Annotated in this window: 13 protein-coding genes; 5 read left to right on the top strand and 8 right to left on the bottom strand. The window is 70.8% G+C overall.

Annotation, left to right across the window (positions count from 1 at the left end):
• Positions 1 to 20: 20 nt before the first annotated feature.
• The 6 genes from AB0I66_RS31295 to AB0I66_RS31270 form a co-directional block, all read right to left on the bottom strand.
• Positions 21 to 1,469, bottom strand: coding sequence for an aspartate aminotransferase family protein (locus AB0I66_RS31295; RefSeq protein ID WP_363211328.1), 1,449 nt, complete (start codon positions 1,467 to 1,469; stop codon positions 21 to 23).
• Between the two features lie 186 nt (positions 1,470 to 1,655).
• Positions 1,656 to 2,693: an ABC transporter substrate-binding protein gene (locus AB0I66_RS31290; RefSeq protein ID WP_363211327.1), complete on the bottom strand. Its 1,038-nt coding sequence runs from the start codon at positions 2,691 to 2,693 to the stop codon at positions 1,656 to 1,658.
• A 126-nt stretch (positions 2,694 to 2,819) separates the two neighbouring features.
• Entirely contained in the window at positions 2,820 to 3,974 is a 1,155-nt protein-coding gene (locus tag AB0I66_RS31285; protein WP_363211326.1) for an acyl-CoA dehydrogenase family protein, read from the bottom strand.
• 6 nt (positions 3,975 to 3,980) lie between these two features.
• Positions 3,981 to 4,955 carry a hydroxymethylglutaryl-CoA lyase gene (locus tag AB0I66_RS31280; protein ID WP_363211325.1) on the bottom strand — a complete coding sequence of 325 codons (975 nt, stop codon included), beginning with the start codon at positions 4,953 to 4,955 and terminating at the stop codon, positions 3,981 to 3,983.
• A complete protein-coding gene (locus tag AB0I66_RS31275; RefSeq protein ID WP_363211324.1) occupies positions 4,952 to 6,898 on the bottom strand; it encodes an acetyl/propionyl/methylcrotonyl-CoA carboxylase subunit alpha in 1,947 nt (648 codons plus the stop codon). Before AB0I66_RS31275 ends, AB0I66_RS31280 begins: the two co-directional genes overlap by 4 nt.
• Before the next feature lie 52 nt (positions 6,899 to 6,950).
• On the bottom strand, positions 6,951 to 8,567 hold the full coding sequence (locus AB0I66_RS31270) for a carboxyl transferase domain-containing protein (RefSeq protein ID WP_363211323.1): 1,617 nt from the start codon (positions 8,565 to 8,567) through the stop codon (positions 6,951 to 6,953).
• 87 nt (positions 8,568 to 8,654) lie between these two features.
• Here AB0I66_RS31270 and AB0I66_RS31265 point away from each other — a divergent pair, with 87 nt between their 5' ends.
• From AB0I66_RS31265 to AB0I66_RS31250, 4 genes are all read left to right on the top strand, one after another.
• Positions 8,655 to 9,245, top strand: coding sequence for a TetR/AcrR family transcriptional regulator (locus AB0I66_RS31265; protein WP_363211322.1), 591 nt, complete (start codon positions 8,655 to 8,657; stop codon positions 9,243 to 9,245).
• A gap of 126 nt (positions 9,246 to 9,371) precedes the next feature.
• Positions 9,372 to 10,529: an acyl-CoA dehydrogenase family protein gene (locus AB0I66_RS31260; RefSeq protein WP_190080337.1), complete on the top strand. Its 1,158-nt coding sequence runs from the start codon at positions 9,372 to 9,374 to the stop codon at positions 10,527 to 10,529.
• 41 nt (positions 10,530 to 10,570) lie between these two features.
• Positions 10,571 to 11,440 carry an acyl-CoA thioesterase II gene (locus tag AB0I66_RS31255; RefSeq protein ID WP_363211321.1) on the top strand — a complete coding sequence of 290 codons (870 nt, stop codon included), beginning with the start codon at positions 10,571 to 10,573 and terminating at the stop codon, positions 11,438 to 11,440.
• A 20-nt stretch (positions 11,441 to 11,460) separates the two neighbouring features.
• Positions 11,461 to 12,438, top strand: a complete 978-nt coding sequence (locus tag AB0I66_RS31250) for a cation diffusion facilitator family transporter (RefSeq protein ID WP_363211320.1) — start codon at positions 11,461 to 11,463, stop codon at positions 12,436 to 12,438.
• A 19-nt stretch (positions 12,439 to 12,457) separates the two neighbouring features.
• On the opposite strand, the gene AB0I66_RS31245 is transcribed toward AB0I66_RS31250, so the two are convergent.
• Together AB0I66_RS31245 and AB0I66_RS31240 are read right to left on the bottom strand one after the other, a co-directional pair.
• Positions 12,458 to 13,255, bottom strand: coding sequence for a phosphatase (locus AB0I66_RS31245; RefSeq protein WP_363211319.1), 798 nt, complete (start codon positions 13,253 to 13,255; stop codon positions 12,458 to 12,460).
• A 77-nt stretch (positions 13,256 to 13,332) separates the two neighbouring features.
• A complete protein-coding gene (locus tag AB0I66_RS31240) occupies positions 13,333 to 14,862 on the bottom strand; it encodes a PucR family transcriptional regulator (protein WP_363211560.1) in 1,530 nt (509 codons plus the stop codon).
• Between the two features lie 167 nt (positions 14,863 to 15,029).
• Between AB0I66_RS31240 and AB0I66_RS31235 the strand changes: the two genes are divergently transcribed.
• Complete coding sequence (locus AB0I66_RS31235; protein ID WP_363211318.1) at positions 15,030 to 16,499, top strand: sodium:solute symporter; 1,470 nt, start codon at positions 15,030 to 15,032, stop codon at positions 16,497 to 16,499.
• Positions 16,500 to 16,518 lie beyond the last annotated feature (19 nt).

Here is a 16,518-nt window from a genome sequence, read left to right as displayed (position 1 = left end):
GTTCCAGTGGCTGTCGGTGATCAGGAAGCGCGGTCAAGGGTCTCTCCCAGGTACTGCTCGGCGTGGCCGGCGATCAGATCGAGGACGGCCGTGATGTCGGCGACCGTGGTCTCGGGGTTGAGCAGGGTGAACTTGAGGTACTGGCGTTCGCCGACCTTGGTGCCCGCGACGACGGCGTCACCGGAGGCGAACAGGGCCTTGCGGGCGTACAGGTTGGCGCGGTCGATGGCGGACGGGTCGCAGATCGACCCGGGGATGTAGCGGAAGACGAGCGTGGAGAGCTGGGGCTCCACGACGACGTCGTAGCGGGGGTCGGCGGCAAGCAGCTGCCAGCCCTCGTCCGCCATGTCGCAGACGGAGTCGAAGAGCTCGCCGATGGCGTCGGCGCCCATCACGCGCAGCGTCATCCACAGCTTGAGGGCGTCGAAGCGGCGGGTGGTCTGCAGGGACTTGTCGACCTGGTTGGGGATGCGCTCCTGCACCATGCGGCGCGGGTTGAGGTACTCCGCGTGGTAGGTCGCGTGGCTCAGCGTCGTGCGGTCCCGCACCAGGACGGCGGAGGAACTCACCGGCTGGAAGAAGGACTTGTGGTAGTCGACGGTCACGGAGTCGGCGCGGTCGATGCCGTCGATGAGGTGACGGTTCTTGCGCGAGGCGAGCAGACCGCAGCCGTACGCCGCGTCGACGTGCATCCAGGTGCCGTACTGCTCGCAGAGCTCGGCGATCTCGGGGAGCGGGTCGATGGAGCCGAAGTCGGTGGTGCCGGCGGTGGCGACGACCGCCATGGGGGTGAGGCCGTTGTCGCGGCAGCGCTCCAGCTCGCGGGCGAGCGCCACGGTCTGCATGCGCTTGTTGTGATCGGTGGGGACGACGATCACGGCGTCCTCGCCGAGGCCGAGCAGCGTCGCGGCTTTCTGGATGCTGAAGTGGCCGACCTCGGAGGCGAAGATGCGCAGCTCGGAGGCCGGCTTTCCGGCCTTGGCGGCTTCCTCGCGGGCGAGCAGCATGGCCTGGAGGTTGGACTGTGAGCCGCCGCTGGTGAACACGCCGTCGGCGGCCGGGCCGAGCCCGATGCGTTCGGCCGTCCAGTCGATGAGACGGCGCTCGATCAGTGTGCCGCCCGCGGATTGATCCCACGTGTCGAGGGAAGAGTTGACCGCGGACAGCACCGCCTCGCCGAGCACGGCCGGGATGACGACCGGGCAGTTGAGGTGCGCGAGGTAGCGGGGGTGGTGGAAGTACACGGCGTCGCGCAGGTAGAGCTCGTCGAGCTCGTCCAGGGCGGCGATGGTGTCGTGCAGGGGCTCGTCCAGGTCGACGGCCTCGATGCGGGGCGCGAGGTCTTCGACGGAGACGCCGGTAAAGGGGCGTGAGGTGGTGGCGATTCTGGCCGCCACCCGCTCGACTCCTTCGGTCACGGAGCTGCGGTAACGCTCCGCGGTGGTGTCGTTGAGCAGGTGCGAGCGCATGAACTTCCTCTGGGTGAGGGGACTTGGGGGAAGTGAGGTAAGCCTAACCTAACTACCCCTGTGGTTAAACCCAGGGGGTCCCTGCGGTCACAAAGAGCCAGAAAAACGGAACAGCCCTCTCCGGAATGCGGAGAGGGCTGTGGTGCGGGGCGTTCGGAGAAGCGGGTCAGTCGGTCCCGGGGAGGGTCAGCTGACCTTCTTCGCCTTCTCGATCGCGTCGGCGAGGTCCTCGAGGATCGGGGCGCACTTGTCGTACGAGTAAATGGGCTCGGTGACGCGGGGGATGACCTGCCCGGCCTTGACCGCGGGCAGCTTCGCCCAGGTCGGCTCCTCGATGTCGGCGGGCTGGATGGTGGCCGTGCGGTTGTCCATCATGATGATGTCCGCGTCGTGCTTGTTGACGTTCTCCCAGCTCAGGTTCTCGAACCAGCCGCCGCTCGCCTTCTTGGCGGCCACGGACGGCTCGACGAAGTTCACGCCGAGGGACTTGAAGTACTCCAGGTCCGCGGAGAGGTTCGTCCCGGAGACGTAGAAGATGTCCTGGCTCGCCGAGCCGACGAGGACCTTGATGTCCTTGTTCGCCTTGGCGACCTTGCGCAGCCGCTCGGCCGCGGCCTCGAAGCGCTTCTTCGCCTTGACGACCTTCTCGGCCTTCACGTCCGCGCCGAGCGACTCGGCGAGCGCGAGCAGACGCTGGAGGGGCTCGGTCATCTTGCGGTCGTAGACACTGACGCCGACGCTCGGGGCGAGCTTGAGAATCTTGTCCTTGCTCTCCTCCGGGACGGACCAGAGCGTGCCCGCGTCGTCGAACATCGTGGAGACGAGGAGGTCGGGGGCCAGGCTCGCGTACTTCTCGATGTTGAACTTGCCCCACTCATTGCCGAGGATCGTCACCTTGCTGACGTCCATGTCGCCGGCCTGGACGTCGGCCTTGCCGTCCTTGGTCTTCGTCGGACCGAAGACGCCCTTGACCTCGATGCCGTAGTCGAAGAGGGCGGCGGCGACGCCGGTGAAGGCGACGATGTTCTTCGGGGTGCCCTTGGCCTTGGCGGTCGTGCCCCGGTCGTCCTTGAAGCTCCAGGGGCCGGAGTCGCCGGAGTCCGCAGCGCCCGAGTTGTCCTTCTTCTCGTCTCCGCAGGCTGCCAGCAGGGCCGTCAGGCCGAGGGCTCCGCCTGCGGCGAGAAGGCCGCGGCGGGAGGGCTGGGGGAGGCGGGAGTGGGGCATGAGGGTCTCTGCTTTCGTGAGGACGGCGGCACGGTGGGGCCACTGGCCGGAACTAGCGCTTAGGTTAACCTAACCTAAGGTGCTGTCCAGTGGCCCCCGCGGGCGCCTTCCCCGACGCGGGCGTGGTTATCCCGCGAATCCCAGCTCCCTGGCGATCAGCATGCGCTGCACCTCGCTGGTGCCCTCGCCGATCTCCAGGATCTTGGAGTCCCGCCACATGCGGGCCACCGGATACTCGTTCATGAAGCCGTACCCCCCGTGGATCTGGGTGGCCTCGCGTGCGTTGTCGACGGCGACCGTGGAGGAGTAGAGCTTCGCGATCGCCGCCTCCTTCTTGAAGGACTCGCCGCCGACGAGGCGCGACGCCGCGTCCCGCCAGCCGACCCGGGCCATGTGCGCCCGCATCTCCATGTCGGCGATCTTGAACTGGATCGCCTGATTCGCCCCGATCGGCTTGCCGAAGGCGTGCCGCTCCTTGGCGTACTTCACGGACTCGTCGACGCAGCCCTGTGCGAGGCCCGTCGCGAGCGCGGAGATCGCGACCCGGCCCTCGTCGAGGATGCGGAGGAACTGGGCGTACCCGCGGCCCTCTTCACCGAGGAGGTTCTCCGCGGGCACCCGGACGTCCGCGAAGGACAGCTCGCGGGTGTCCGAGGCGTTCCAGCCGACCTTCGAGTACGGGGCGGCGACCGTGAACCCGGGCGTCCCGGACGGCACGATGATCGAGGAGATGAGCGGACGGCCGTCCGGCTTGCGGCCCGTGACGGCGGTGACCGTGACCAGGCCCGTGATGTCCGTGCCGGAGTTGGTGATGAAGCACTTGGAGCCGTTGATCACCCACTCGTCGCCGTCGAGCACCGCGGTCGTGCGGGTGCCGCCCGCGTCCGACCCGCCGTCCGGCTCGGTCAGGCCGAAGGCGCCCAGGAGTTCACCGGAACAGAGCCGCGGCAGCCACTCCTGCTTCTGCGCGTCCGTGCCGAAGAGGTGGATCGGCATGGCGCCGAGCGAGACGCCCGCCTCCAGGGTGATCGCCACCGAGGAGTCGACCCGCGCCAGCTCTTCGAGCGCGATGCCCAGGGCGAGATAGTCGCCGCCCATGCCGCCGTACTCCTCGGGGAAGGGCAGGCCGAACAGGCCCATGCGGCCCATCTCGCGGACGATCTCGTACGGAAACTCGTGCCGCTCGTACAGGTCGCCGATCTTCGGGGCGACCACCTCGTGCGCGAACTCCTCGACGGTGCGGCGGAGTTCCTCGTGCTCAGGGGACAGACGGTGGTCCATCGTTCTTCACTGCTCCTGGTGGGAGGTGCCCGTCAGGGCACGGACGGTGCGGGAGGGGCTGGGTCGGCCCAGTTGCTCGGCCATCCACGCGCTGGTGGCGGTGAGCTTGCCGAGATCGACGCCGGTCTCGATGCCGAGGCCGTCGAGCATCCATACGAGGTCTTCGGTGGCGAGGTTGCCGGTGGCGCTCTTCGCGTACGGACAGCCGCCGAGGCCGCCCGCCGACGAGTCGACCGTGCGCACGCCGTGCTGCAGAGCGGTCAGGGTGTTGGAGAGCGCCTGGCCGTACGTGTCGTGGAAGTGCACGCCGATCCGGTCCGTCGGCACACCCGCCTCGTTCAACCCGGCGAGCAGGGCCAGGACATGGCCGGGGGTGGCCACGCCGATGGTGTCGCCGAGGCTCAGCTCGTCACAGCCCATGTCGAGGAGGGCCTTCGCGGTGCGGACGACCTGGGCGACGGGCACCGGGCCCTCCCACGGGTCGCCGAAGCACATGGAGAGATAGCCGCGCACCCGCACGTCCTGCTCGCGGGCGCGGGCCACGACCGGCTCCGACATGGCGAGCGCCTCGGCCATCGTGCGGTTCAGATTGGCCTTGGCGAAGGACTCCGTGGCGCTGACGAAGACGGCGACGCCGCGGACGCCGAGCGCCAGAGCGCGGTCGAGGCCCCGGTCGTTCGGCACCAGGACGGGGAGCTGTGCCACCCCGTCCCGTTCCAGGTCGCCCACCAGGGGGAACAGCTGCTCGGAGTCGGCCAGTTGGGGCACCCATTTGGGGTGCACGAAGCTGGTGGCCTCGACGGTGGTGAGGCCCGCGGCGGCGAGACGGCGGATGAACTCCGCCTTGATCTCGGTGGGGACGACCGCCTTCTCGTTCTGCAGGCCGTCCCGTGCGCCCACCTCGTAGATACGGACGCGGGGCGGGAGGGACGGGGAGGGGACGGTCATGGGGAGGCCGCCCGTCCGTGCGTCGGTGGTCATTCCGTGTCTCCCTCGGCCTCGTCGGGGATCACCACGGCCAGGACCTGGTCCATGGCGACGGTCGAGCCCGGTGTGACGTCGAGCTCGCTGACGGTGCCCGCGTGCGGGGCGGAGATGACGTGCTCCATCTTCATCGCCTCCACCACCAGGAGGCTCTGCCCCTGGGTCACGTGATCGCCGGTGGACACCTTGACGACCGTGACCGTGCCGGGCATGGGCGCGGTAAGGGCGTCGGCCCCGCTGTGGGCGGCGCCGGTCAGGCTCGCCGCCACGGGGTCGTGGTCCTGGACGTGCCAGGCGTCGCCGTCCCTGCCGAGCCAGTCGGCGGCGCGGTGGAAGGTGTGGGCGACGCCGTCCACGTGCACCGTGACGCAGTCGGGCTGCACGGTGCGCGGGCCCTGGCCGGCGATGTGCGCCACGGGCTCGTGTCCGGGCACGCGCAGGTCGTGCGTCAGCGGGGCGGGAGTGCCGCCGAGGCGCCAGCTGCTCGGGGCCGAGAAGGGGTCCCGCCAGCCGGCACCGGTGGGTTCTAGGGCGGCGGTGCGGACGGCTGCCGCCGCCTCGTACACCTCGACGGGCACCCCTTCGGGGACGAGGCCGTCCGCCTCGCGCTCCACGAGGCCGGTGTCCAGCTCTCCGGAGACCACCGCCGGGTGGGCGAGGAGGCGCCGCAGGAACCCCGCGTTGGTCGGCACGCCCAGGGTGACCGTCTCCGCGAGCGCGGCCCGCAGCTTGCGCAGGGCGGTCGGACGGTCGGGGCCGTACGCGATGACCTTCGACAGCATCGGGTCGTACAGACTCCCGACCTCCGTGCCCTCGCTCAGGCCGGAGTCCGTGCGCACGCCGTCGCCCTGCGGCTCGCGCAGGGCGAGGACGGTCCCACCGGACGGCAGGAAGCCGCGGGAAGGGTCCTCCGCGCAGACGCGGGCCTCGATCGCGTGGCCCGTCAGCGTGATGTCCTGCTGCCCGTACGGGAGTTCCTCGCCCGCGGCGACCCGCAGCTGCCACTCCACCAGGTCGAGGCCGGTGATCAGCTCCGTCACCGGGTGCTCCACCTGGAGGCGGGTGTTCATCTCCATGAAGTAGTACGACGCCGGGTCCTTGCCCGGGACGATGAACTCCACCGTGCCCGCGCCCGCGTAGCCGCAGGAGCGTGCCGCCTGGACCGCCGCCTCGCCCATCGACGCGCGCGTGGCCTCGTCGAGCAGGATGCTGGGCGCCTCCTCGATGATCTTCTGGTGGCGGCGCTGGAGCGAGCACTCGCGCTCCCCGAGGTGGATCACGTTCCCGTGGCCGTCCGCGAGTACCTGGATCTCGATGTGCCGGGGGCGGTCGATCCAGCGCTCCACGAGCAGCGTGTCGTCACCGAAGGAGGAGCGTGCCTCGCGCCGCGCGGCGGCGATCTCGTCCGCGAGCAGCGAGGCGTCCCGCACGAGCCGCATGCCCTTGCCGCCACCGCCCGCCGACGGCTTGAGCAGCACCGGCATGCCGATCTCGCGTGCGGCGTCGGCCAGTTGCGCGTCGGTCAGGCCGCTGCCCGAGGAGCCGGGGACCACCGGGACCCCGGCCGCCTTGACCGTCTCCTTGGCGCGGATCTTGTCGCCCATCAGGTCGATCGCCGATGCGGGCGGCCCGATGAAGACCAGGCCGGCGTCCGCGCAGGCCTGCGCGAACTGCGCGTTCTCGGCGAGGAAGCCATAGCCCGGGTGGACGGCCTGGGCGCCGCTGCGGGCCGCCGCCTCCAGGAGCCGCTCTGCCGAGAGATAGCTCTCGGCGGCCGGAGCCGGGCCCAGGCGCACGGCAGTGTCGGCCTCCCGCACATGCCGGGCGTCCGCGTCCGCGTCGCTGAAGACGGCGACGGAGCGCACGCCGAGGGCGCGCAGCGTCCGGATGACGCGGACCGCGATCTCGCCCCTGTTGGCGACCAGAACCGTGTCGAACATCGTCCCTCTCCCCGGGATGGTCCCTTGCTGGAAGTCGCTCATCGTCCGCCCCTCACATCCGGAAGACGCCGAAGCCGGGCTCGCCCAACGGGGCCTCGGCGCAGGCGGTCAGGGCGAGGCCGAGGACCTGCCGGGTCTCCATCGGGTCGATCACGCCGTCGTCCCACAGCCGTGCCGTGGCGTAATAGGCGCTGCCCTGCTCCTCGTACTGAGCGCGGACCGGGGCCTTGAAGGCCTCCTCGTCCTGCGCCGACCACTCCTCGCCCCGCGCCTCCAACTGGTCGCGCTTGACGGTCGCGAGGACCGACGCGGCCTGCTCGCCGCCCATCACGGAGATCTTGGCGTTCGGCCACATCCACAGGAAGCGGGGGGAGTAGGCCCGGCCGCACATCGAGTAGTTCCCCGCGCCGTACGAACCGCCGATGACGACCGTCAGCTTCGGCACGCGCGTGCAGGCCACCGCCGTCACCATCTTGGCGCCGTGCTTGGCGATGCCACCCGCCTCGTAGTCCCGGCCGACCATGAAGCCGGAGATGTTCTGCAGGAAGACGAGGGGGATGCCGCGCTGGTCGCACAGCTCGATGAAGTGGGCGCCCTTCTGGGCGGACTCGGAGAACAGGATGCCGTTGTTCGCGATGATGCCGACCGGGTGGCCGTGCACGTGGGCGAAGCCGGTCACGAGCGTCTGGCCGTACTCCGCCTTGAACTCGGCGAAGCGCGAGCCGTCGACCACGCGCGCGATGACCTCGCGGACGTCATAGGGGGTGCGGGAGTCCGTCGGCACCGCCCCGTAGAGCCCGAGGGGGTCGACCTTCGGCTCCTCGACCGTCCGGACCGACCACGGGAGTTCGCCGCGCTCGGGGAGCGTGGAGACGATCGTGCGCACGATCCGCAGCGCGTGCGCGTCGTCCTCGGCGAGGTGGTCCGTCACGCCGGAGACCCGGGAGTGGACCTCGCCGCCGCCCAGCTCCTCGGCCGTCACGACCTCGCCGGTCGCGGCCTTCACCAGGGGCGGTCCGCCGAGGAAGATCGTCCCCTGATTGCGGACGATCACCGCTTCGTCGCTCATCGCGGGGACGTACGCCCCGCCCGCCGTGCACGAGCCGAGCACGGCCGCGATCTGCGGGACGCCCGCACCGGACATCCGCGCCTGGTTGTAGAAGATCCGCCCGAAGTGCTCGCGGTCCGGGAAGACGTCGTCCTGCATGGGCAGGAAGGCGCCGCCCGAGTCCACCAGATACAGACAGGGGAGGCGGTTCTCCAGCGCGACCTCCTGGGCGCGCAGGTGCTTCTTCACCGTCATGGGGTAATACGTGCCGCCCTTGACGGTGGCGTCATTGGCGACGATCACGCAGGTGCGCCCGGAGACCCGGCCGATGCCGGCGATGACCCCGGCGGCCGGCGCGTCCCCGCCGTACAGACCGTCTGCCGCGAGGGGTGCCAGCTCCAGGAAGGGCGAGCCGGGGTCGAGCAGGGCGTCCACGCGGTCGCGGGGCAGCAGCTTGCCGCGCGCGACATGGCGGGCCCGGGCCCGCTCGCCACCGCCGAGCCGTGCCGCCGCGAGCTTGGCCCGCAGGTCGTCGACGAGGGCGGTGTGCGCCGCCTCGTTCGTCCGCCATGCCTCGGACGCGGGATCAGCCGCGCTCGTCAGCACCGGTGCCTGCAGCATCAGTCGAGCCCCCTTGCTCGGTTAATGAGCGTTAACGCGTTTCCAACAGGTTAACGACCGCTAACCGCCCTGTCTAGAATTGATTCCATGGCCACCAGAACCGACGCCCCCACCCGTCGCGAGCAGATCCTCAGGGAAGCCGCCAGGCTCTTCGCCGAGCGCGGCTTCCATGGAGTAGGAGTGGACGAGATAGGGGCTGCCGTCGGCATCAGCGGGCCCGGCCTCTACCGCCACTTCGCGGGCAAGGACGCGATGCTCGCCGAGCTGCTCGTCGGCATCAGCGGACAGCTCCTGACCGGCGGGAAGCGGTGCGTGGCCGACACGGACGGACCGCCGGAGCGAGTGCTCGACGCGCTCATCGAGGGGCACATCGACTTCGCCCTCGACGACCGTTCCCTGATCACGCTGCACGACCGGGAACTCGACCGCCTGCGGGACACCGACCGCAAGCTGGTCCGCCAGCTCCAGCGGCAGTACGTGGAGATCTGGGTCGACGTCGTGCGCAAGGTCTATCCGGATCTCGCGGAGAACGCCGCCCGCGTCTGTGTGCACGCGGTCTTCGGGCTGCTCAACTCCACGCCGCACCTGAGCCGCCGCGACGCGCTGCCCAGCCGCAGCGCCATGGCCCAGCTGCTGCACGGGCTCGCGCGCGGGGCCTTCGCGTCGGCGGTGGCGTGACGGGAGCGACAGGACTTCTCTCTGGACGGTCCGGTGACCGACGGGTAACGTTGTTCTGAGCAAGCGCTTAGTCCGTGCTTGGACCACAGTGAGCCGCTGGGGCCGTCGTAGCAGAGGGAGTTTTCCGTGCGCCGTACCGTTTTCAATGAGGACCACGAGGCGTTCCGGGAGACCCTGCGCGCCTTCATCGAGGCCGAGGTCGTCCCGGTCCACGAGGAGTGGTTCGCCGCGGGTCAGGTGCCGCGCGAGTTCTACTACAAGCTGGCCGAGCTCGGCCTGTTCGGCATCAACGTCCCCGAGGAGTTCGGCGGCGCGGGCCTGGACACCCACAAGTTCGAGGCCATCCAGTACGAGGAGACCGCCCGCGCGGGCGTCACCTTCGGCGGCTCCGGCGTCCACGTGCTGCTCGCCCTGCCCTACATCAAGGCGCTCGCCACCGACGAGCAGAAGAAGCGCTACCTGGAGAAGTTCGTCTCCGCCGAGGAGATGTGGGCCCTGGCGATGACCGAGCCGGGCACCGGCTCCGACCTCGCGGGCATGAAGAGCACGGCCAAGCTCTCCGAGGACGGCACGCACTACGTCCTCAACGGCTCCAAGACCTTCATCACCGGCGGCGTGCACGCCGACCGCGTGATCGTCTGCGCCCGTACGTCGGCGCCCACCGCCGAGGACCGCCGCTACGGCATCTCCCTCTTCGCCGTGGACACCAAGTCCGAGGGCTACTCCATCGGCCGCAAGCTGGACAAGCTCGGCCTGAAGACCTCCGACACCGCCGAGCTCGCGTTCGTCGACGTCAAGGTCCCCGTCGAGGACCTCCTCGGCGAGGAGAACAAGGGCTTCTACTACCTCGGAAGCAACCTCCCCTCCGAGCGCTGGGGCATCGCCTACGGCGCGTACGCGCAGGCCAAGGCCGCCGTCCGGTTCGCCAAGGAGTACGTCCAGGACCGCACGGTCTTCGGCAAGACGGTCGCCTCCTTCCAGAACACCAAGTTCGAGCTGGCCGCCTGCCAGGCCGAGGTGGACGCCGCCGAGGCCGTAGCCGACCGCGCCCTGGAGGCCCTGGACGCGGGTGAGCTGACCGCCGCCGAGGCCGCTTCCGCGAAGCTCTTCAACACCGAGGTCGCGCACCGCGTCATCGACAAGTGCCTCCAGCTGCACGGCGGCTACGGCTTCATGAACGAGTACCCCATCGCCCGCCTGTACGCGGACAACCGCGTCAACCGCATCTACGGCGGCACCAGCGAGGTCATGAAGATGATCATCGCCAAGAACATGGGCCTGTAGGAACAGTGGGCCTGTAAAGACCGCCCTGTAGAACTGGATTCATGAACAAGGCACTTGAGTCACTCCTCGATCTGCTCGACCTCGAGCAGATCGAGGAGGACATATTCCGGGGCGTGAGCCGTTCGGCCCTCGTCCCGCGCGTCTTCGGCGGCCAGGTGGCCGCCCAGGCGCTGGTGGCGGCCGGCCGCACGGTCCCCGCCGACCGGCCCGCCCACTCCCTGCACGCATACTTCCTGCGCGCGGGGGACCCGGGCGCGCCCATCGTCTACACCGTCGACCGGATCCGCGACGGCCGCTCCTTCACCACGCGCCGGGTCGTCGCCGTCCAGCACGGGCAGCCGATATTCCACCTCTCCGCGTCCTTCCAGACGGACGAGGAGGGCCTGGAGCACCAGACGGGCATGCCGTCCGCCCCGGACCCGGAGACCCTCCCCACCGCCGCGGAGATGCTGCCGCGCCACCTGCCGTCGCACGTCGCCGAGCGCCTGATCGAGGCCCGCGCGGCCGTCGACCTGCGCTATGTGGACGCGCCGCCCTGGGCCACGGTCGGGCAGCCGCGCGAACCGCGCTCCCAGGTGTGGTTCCGCACGAACGGCAAGCTCGACAGCGGTGTCGACGCGTCTTTGCTGCACGTCTGCCTCGCCACGTACGTCTCCGACATGACGCTGCTCGACTCGGTGCTGCTCGCGCACGGCCGTGGCGGCTGGGCGGTCGGTGACGTCGTCGGCGCCTCGCTCGACCACGCGATGTGGTTCCACCGCCCCTTCAGGGCCGACGAGTGGCTCCTGTACGACCAGGAGTCCCCCTCGTCGTCCGGCGGGCGCGGGCTCGGCCAGGCGCGGATCTGGACCCAGGACGGGCAGCTCGCGGTGACGGTCATCCAGGAAGGCGTCGTTCGCGTTCCCCGCTGATCGGACATACCGTCCGATACATGACTGAGCAGCCGTCAGAGGGCGGGGGCGAGAACGGCGAGAGCACCTTCACCGTCATCGTCGCCGCCGTCGCCAATCTCGGGATCGCCGTCGCCAAGGCCGTCGCCGGTGTCATCAGCGGGTCGAGCGCGATGCTTTCCGAGGCGGCGCACTCGCTGGCCGACACCGTCACCGAGGTGCTGCTCCTCACCGCCCTGAAGCGGAGCGAGAAGCCCGCCGACGAGGACCACCCGCTGGGGTACGGCCCCGAGCGCTACATCTGGGCGATGCTCGCCGCCGTCGCCACCTTCGTCGGCGGCGCCGTCTTCTCTGTCTACGACGGCATCCACACCCTGGTGGCGGGCGAGGAACTCGGCGACCCGCTCATCTCGTACATCGTGCTCGCCGTCGCCTTCCTCCTGGAGGGCTACTCGCTGCGCACCGGCGTCAAGCAGGCCCGCGGTGAGGCGGCGCGCTTCGGGGCGTCCTTCGGGCGCTATCTGCGCCACACGCCAGACACCGCCGTGAAGGCCGTCGTCCTGGAGGACTCCGCCGCCCTGGCCGGGCTCGTGCTCGCCGCGGGCGGACTGCTCGGCGGGCAGCTCACCGGGTCCGGCGTGTGGGACGGCGTGGCCTCGCTCTGCATCGGCGCGCTGCTCCTGTACGTCGCCTGGGTGCTCGGACGCAGCAACGCCCAGCTGCTCATCGGGCGGCCGCTGCCGAGGCCGATGCGCGCGGAGATCCGCGAGGTGCTGCTCGCCTCCGAGCACATCGAGGCCGTCCTTGAGTTGACGACGCTGCTCCAGGGGCCGCGTGAGGCGCTGGTCGCCGCCAAGGTCGACTTCCGGGACGCCTCCACGGCGGCACAGATCGAGTGGGCCTGCGAGCAGGCCGAACGTCGGCTGCGGGAGCGCTTTTCCGGCGTACGACGGGTCTATCTCGACCCCACGCCGGGGTTCGCCCAGCGGCGCACGGAAGGGCTCAACCCGTGGCCGTGACTCAGGACGGCGGCGTGACTCAGGCCGCCGGCGTGAGGCCCGCGGCGTCCAGCAGGTAGGCCGTCATGGGGTCGTAGAAACGCGGGCTGGTGACGTGGTCGTCCAGCGGGACCGTCACCTGGACGGTGCCCTCGGCCTCGCCGATGAACAGCGCCGGGTCGTTGCAGTCCGCGTACCCGATGGAGTCGAGACCGCGCTGGCCCGCCCGGCCGGCCCACCCGTGGTCGGCGACGACCAGGTCGGGCAGCGGGCGTCCCGCGCGCTCCAGGCCGTCCAGGATCGCGTTCATCGGCTCGGGGGAGTGCGTGTGCCAGAGGGTCGCGCCACGCTCCAGCATCGCCACGTCCGCGAACTGGAAGACCATGCCCTCGTCGGCGGTGAGGCCTTCCGGGATGACGACGATCTCGCAGCCCGCCGCGCGCAGGGCCGCCGCTGTCGCGCGGTGCACGTCGAGCAGGCCCCCGGGGTGGCCGGTGGCGAAAAGGACCCTCTCCTTGCCGGCCGCGGCCTTACGGAGGCGCGCCGCCATCCGCTCCAGGGCGTCGACCGTCAGCTCCGGGTCGATGGTGTCCTGCCCGTGCCGGTGCTCGGCGTCGTCGATCACACCGCACCGCTCGGCCATTACCGCGAGGACGTCCTGCTCGTCGGTCCAGCGGTCACCGAGCTCCAGGCCGAGCCAGTAGTGACGGTCGCCGTTCGCGAGCTTCCTGTAGTGGCTGAGGTTGTTCTCGCGTGGCGTGGCGACATCGCCCGCGATACGGGAGCGAACGAGGTGATCGACGAGCGCGGGACGGCTGGGTATCGGCATGAAGCCCATTCTGCCGTCGGTGACCGGATGGTGGCGGGCAGTCCCGAACCCTGGACCTGTGAGTTGCGCCCCTCCGCAGCTCTGCGTCACCTCTCGCGGCCCAGCGCGAACCACAGCTCCATGCGGACGTCAGGGTCGTCCAGGTCCGCCTCCAGAAGCGCCCCGCACCGCGTGATCCGCTGTCGGACCGTGTTGCGGTGGACTCCCAGGGCCGTGGCCGTGCGGTCCCAACTGCCGTGCAGGGAGAGCCAGGTGCGCAGGGTCTCCGTGAGCGCCTCGCCGGCGCCGAGCGGGGCGAGCAGCACGCGCGCGTGGGCCGCGGCCTCGGCGGGCGACACCAGGGCCGCGATGCCGCCCTCCCGGTGCCGCACGAGCGGCGCGCGGGTGGCCTCGGCGCGGCGCAGGGCACGGTCCGCCTGGGCGTCGGCGGCGGGCAGGTTCCCGGGGGCGGTGGGGGCGGAGGCGCCCAGGGTCCAGCCCGGCTCGGCGGTGAGCTCACGGCCGGCGGGGAGCAGCAGCCGTACGAGGCCCTGTCCCGCGTCCGCGTCCACCAGGCCGCTGCCCAGCGCGGCGGCCAGCGCGGAGGCGGCGACGGAGTGCGCCACCGGGTCGTCGCCGGTGTCCCCGCGCGCGTGCACCACGGTCCACTCACCGGCCCCCAGGAGAGGCGCGACATCGCCGACCGCCGAGCCGAGCAGCAGCCGTACGAGAGCCGCCGACCGCACCGAGTCGGCGGCGCCCTGGTGCTTGCCGGTCAGGAGCGAGAGGAGGACGACCGCGACCCCGGTGATCGTGTGGTCCCCCGGCTCGCGCTGCTCGGCGGCGACCCCGAGCGCGAACCCCTGCCCGCCGCCCAGCGCGTACGCGGTGAGGTGGGCGCCGCCCACGGAGTCGGTGGCGGAGGCGGGGGCGGGGCCGGGCCGCCCCGAGGGACGCACGACTTCGGAGAGGTCGCGCACCGCCTGCCGCGCCCCTGCTCCCGGCGCTGTTCCCGCCGAGTGGAGCACCGTGCCGTCCGGGGCGTAGAGCGCCGCCCAGCCGCCCAGGCGCACCGCGAGCTGGCGAAGCACCGCGGGCACCGGGTCGGGGCGTGCTGCGGCCGTGGCGAGCCCCTGCTGTGCCTCGGTCACGCGGCGCAGCTCGGCGTGCCTGGCCTCCGCCACAAGGCGCCACACCGCGCGGGCGACCCCGCTGAACGTCGTGCGCGGCGGTACTTCGAGGAGCGGCAGGCCGTGGCGGTCGCAGGCCGTCACCAGGGCGCGCGGCACCGTGTCGTGCACGGGCGCGACGCCGAAGCCGAGGGCAGCGCCGCCCGCCTCGACGATCCGCGCCACATAGTCGTCGAGGTACACGCCCGCGCCCGCCGGGTCGGTGATGTGCACGCCCGCCGTCAACAGCAGCTCGCCGCCCAGGAGGTACGGATACGGGTCCGCCATCTCCGAGGTGTGCACCCACTGGACGGCAGCGCCGCTCTCCCCGGCGTCGGGGCCCGCGATCTGGCGCAGACCCAGGTCCTCCCGGGCCAGGAGCGCCGTCAGGGGGACGGGCGGGGTCGGGGGAGCGGGGGAGGGGGCTGAAGGGGCGAGGGGGTCCGGCACGGTGGATGTTCCATCCAGTTCGATCACGGGGAGTGGATGAAACGTACACTTCAGCGTTGCTTTCCGGCCACCTAAGGTCGTGCCGACCCCAGGCCGCGGGTACGGGCGGATGTCCCCGCGGCCGGTTGCCACCCCCCCACCCCCATCTGCACGACACGCCACCGAGGTGCGCGAAGGAGGGCCCTATGGCCGTCGACTACACAGTGATCGTCGTCTATCTCGCCGGCATGCTCGCGATGGGCTGGTGGGGCATGCGCCGCGCCAAGTCCAAGAGCGAGTTCCTGGTCGCCGGACGCCGCCTCGGACCGTGGATGTACTCCGGGACCATGGCCGCCATCGTCCTCGGCGGCGCGTCCACCATCGGCGGCGTCGGCCTCGGCTACCAGTACGGGCTCTCCGGCGCCTGGATGGTCTTCACGATCGGCCTCGGCCTGCTCGCGCTGAGCGTCTTCTTCTCGGCGCGCATCGCCCGCCTGAAGGTCTACACCGTCTCCGAGATGCTCGACCTCCGCTACGGCGGGCGCGCGGGCGTCATCTCCGGGGTCGTCATGTGGGCGTACACGCTGATGCTCGCGGTCACCTCGACCATCGCGTACGCCACGATCTTCGACGTCCTGTTCGACATGAACCGGACGATCGCGATCATCCTCGGCGGCTCGATCGTCGTCGCCTACTCGACGCTCGGCGGCATGTGGTCCATCACGCTCACCGACATGGTGCAGTTCGTGGTGAAGACCATCGGCGTGCTGCTCCTGCTCCTTCCCATCGCGGTCGTCAAGGCAGGCGGCTTCAGCGAGATGAAGGCCAAGCTGCCCACCGAGTACTTCGACCCGCTGGGCATCGGCGGCGAGACGATCTTCACGTACGTCCTGATCTACACGTTCGGCATGCTCATCGGGCAGGACATCTGGCAGCGCGTCTTCACCGCGCGCAGCGACAAGGTCGCCCGCTACGGCGGCACCGTCGCCGGTACCTACTGCCTCGTCTACGCGATCGCGGGCGCCGTCATCGGTACGGCCGCCAAGGTCATGTACCCGAAGCTGCCGAGCGCCGACGCGGCCTTCGCGACCATCGTCAAGGACGAACTGCCCATGGGCGTACGCGGCCTGGTGCTGGCCGCGGCACTCGCCGCCGTGATGTCCACGTCCTCCGGGGCGCTCATCGCGTGCGCGACCGTGGCCAACAACGACATCTGGTCGCGGCTGCGGGGCGTCGTGAAGTCCGGCGGAACCGACGACGAGCCGCACGACGAGGTGAAGGGCAACCGCCTCTTCATCCTGGTCATGGGCATCGCCGTCGTCTGCATCGCCATCGCCCTCAACGACGTCGTCCAGGCACTCACCGTCGCCTACAACCTGCTCGTCGCCGGTCTGCTCGTGCCGATTCTCGGCGGGCTGCTGTGGAAGCGCGGCACCGCGCCCGGCGCCCTCGCGGCCGTCGCCGCCGGTGGGCTCTCGGTCATCGGGCTCATGTGGGGGTACGGAATCCTCGCCAACGAGCCGGTCTACTACGGCCTGCTGATCTCCCTCGGCGTGTACGTCGTCGTCTCCCTCGCCACGAAGCCGACCGACGCGGCCGTGCTCGCCGCCTGGCGCGAGCGGCTCGCGGGCCGGGGGTCCGAAGAAGCGGAACCGGAAACGCCGGTAGCCGTCTAGTCCTGCGCGCGGCCCACTG

The organism is Streptomyces sp. NPDC050439, from assembly GCF_040655335.1.
GTDB lineage: Bacteria > Actinomycetota > Actinomycetes > Streptomycetales > Streptomycetaceae > Streptomyces.
This window is presented reverse-complemented; position numbering and strand designations above follow the sequence as displayed.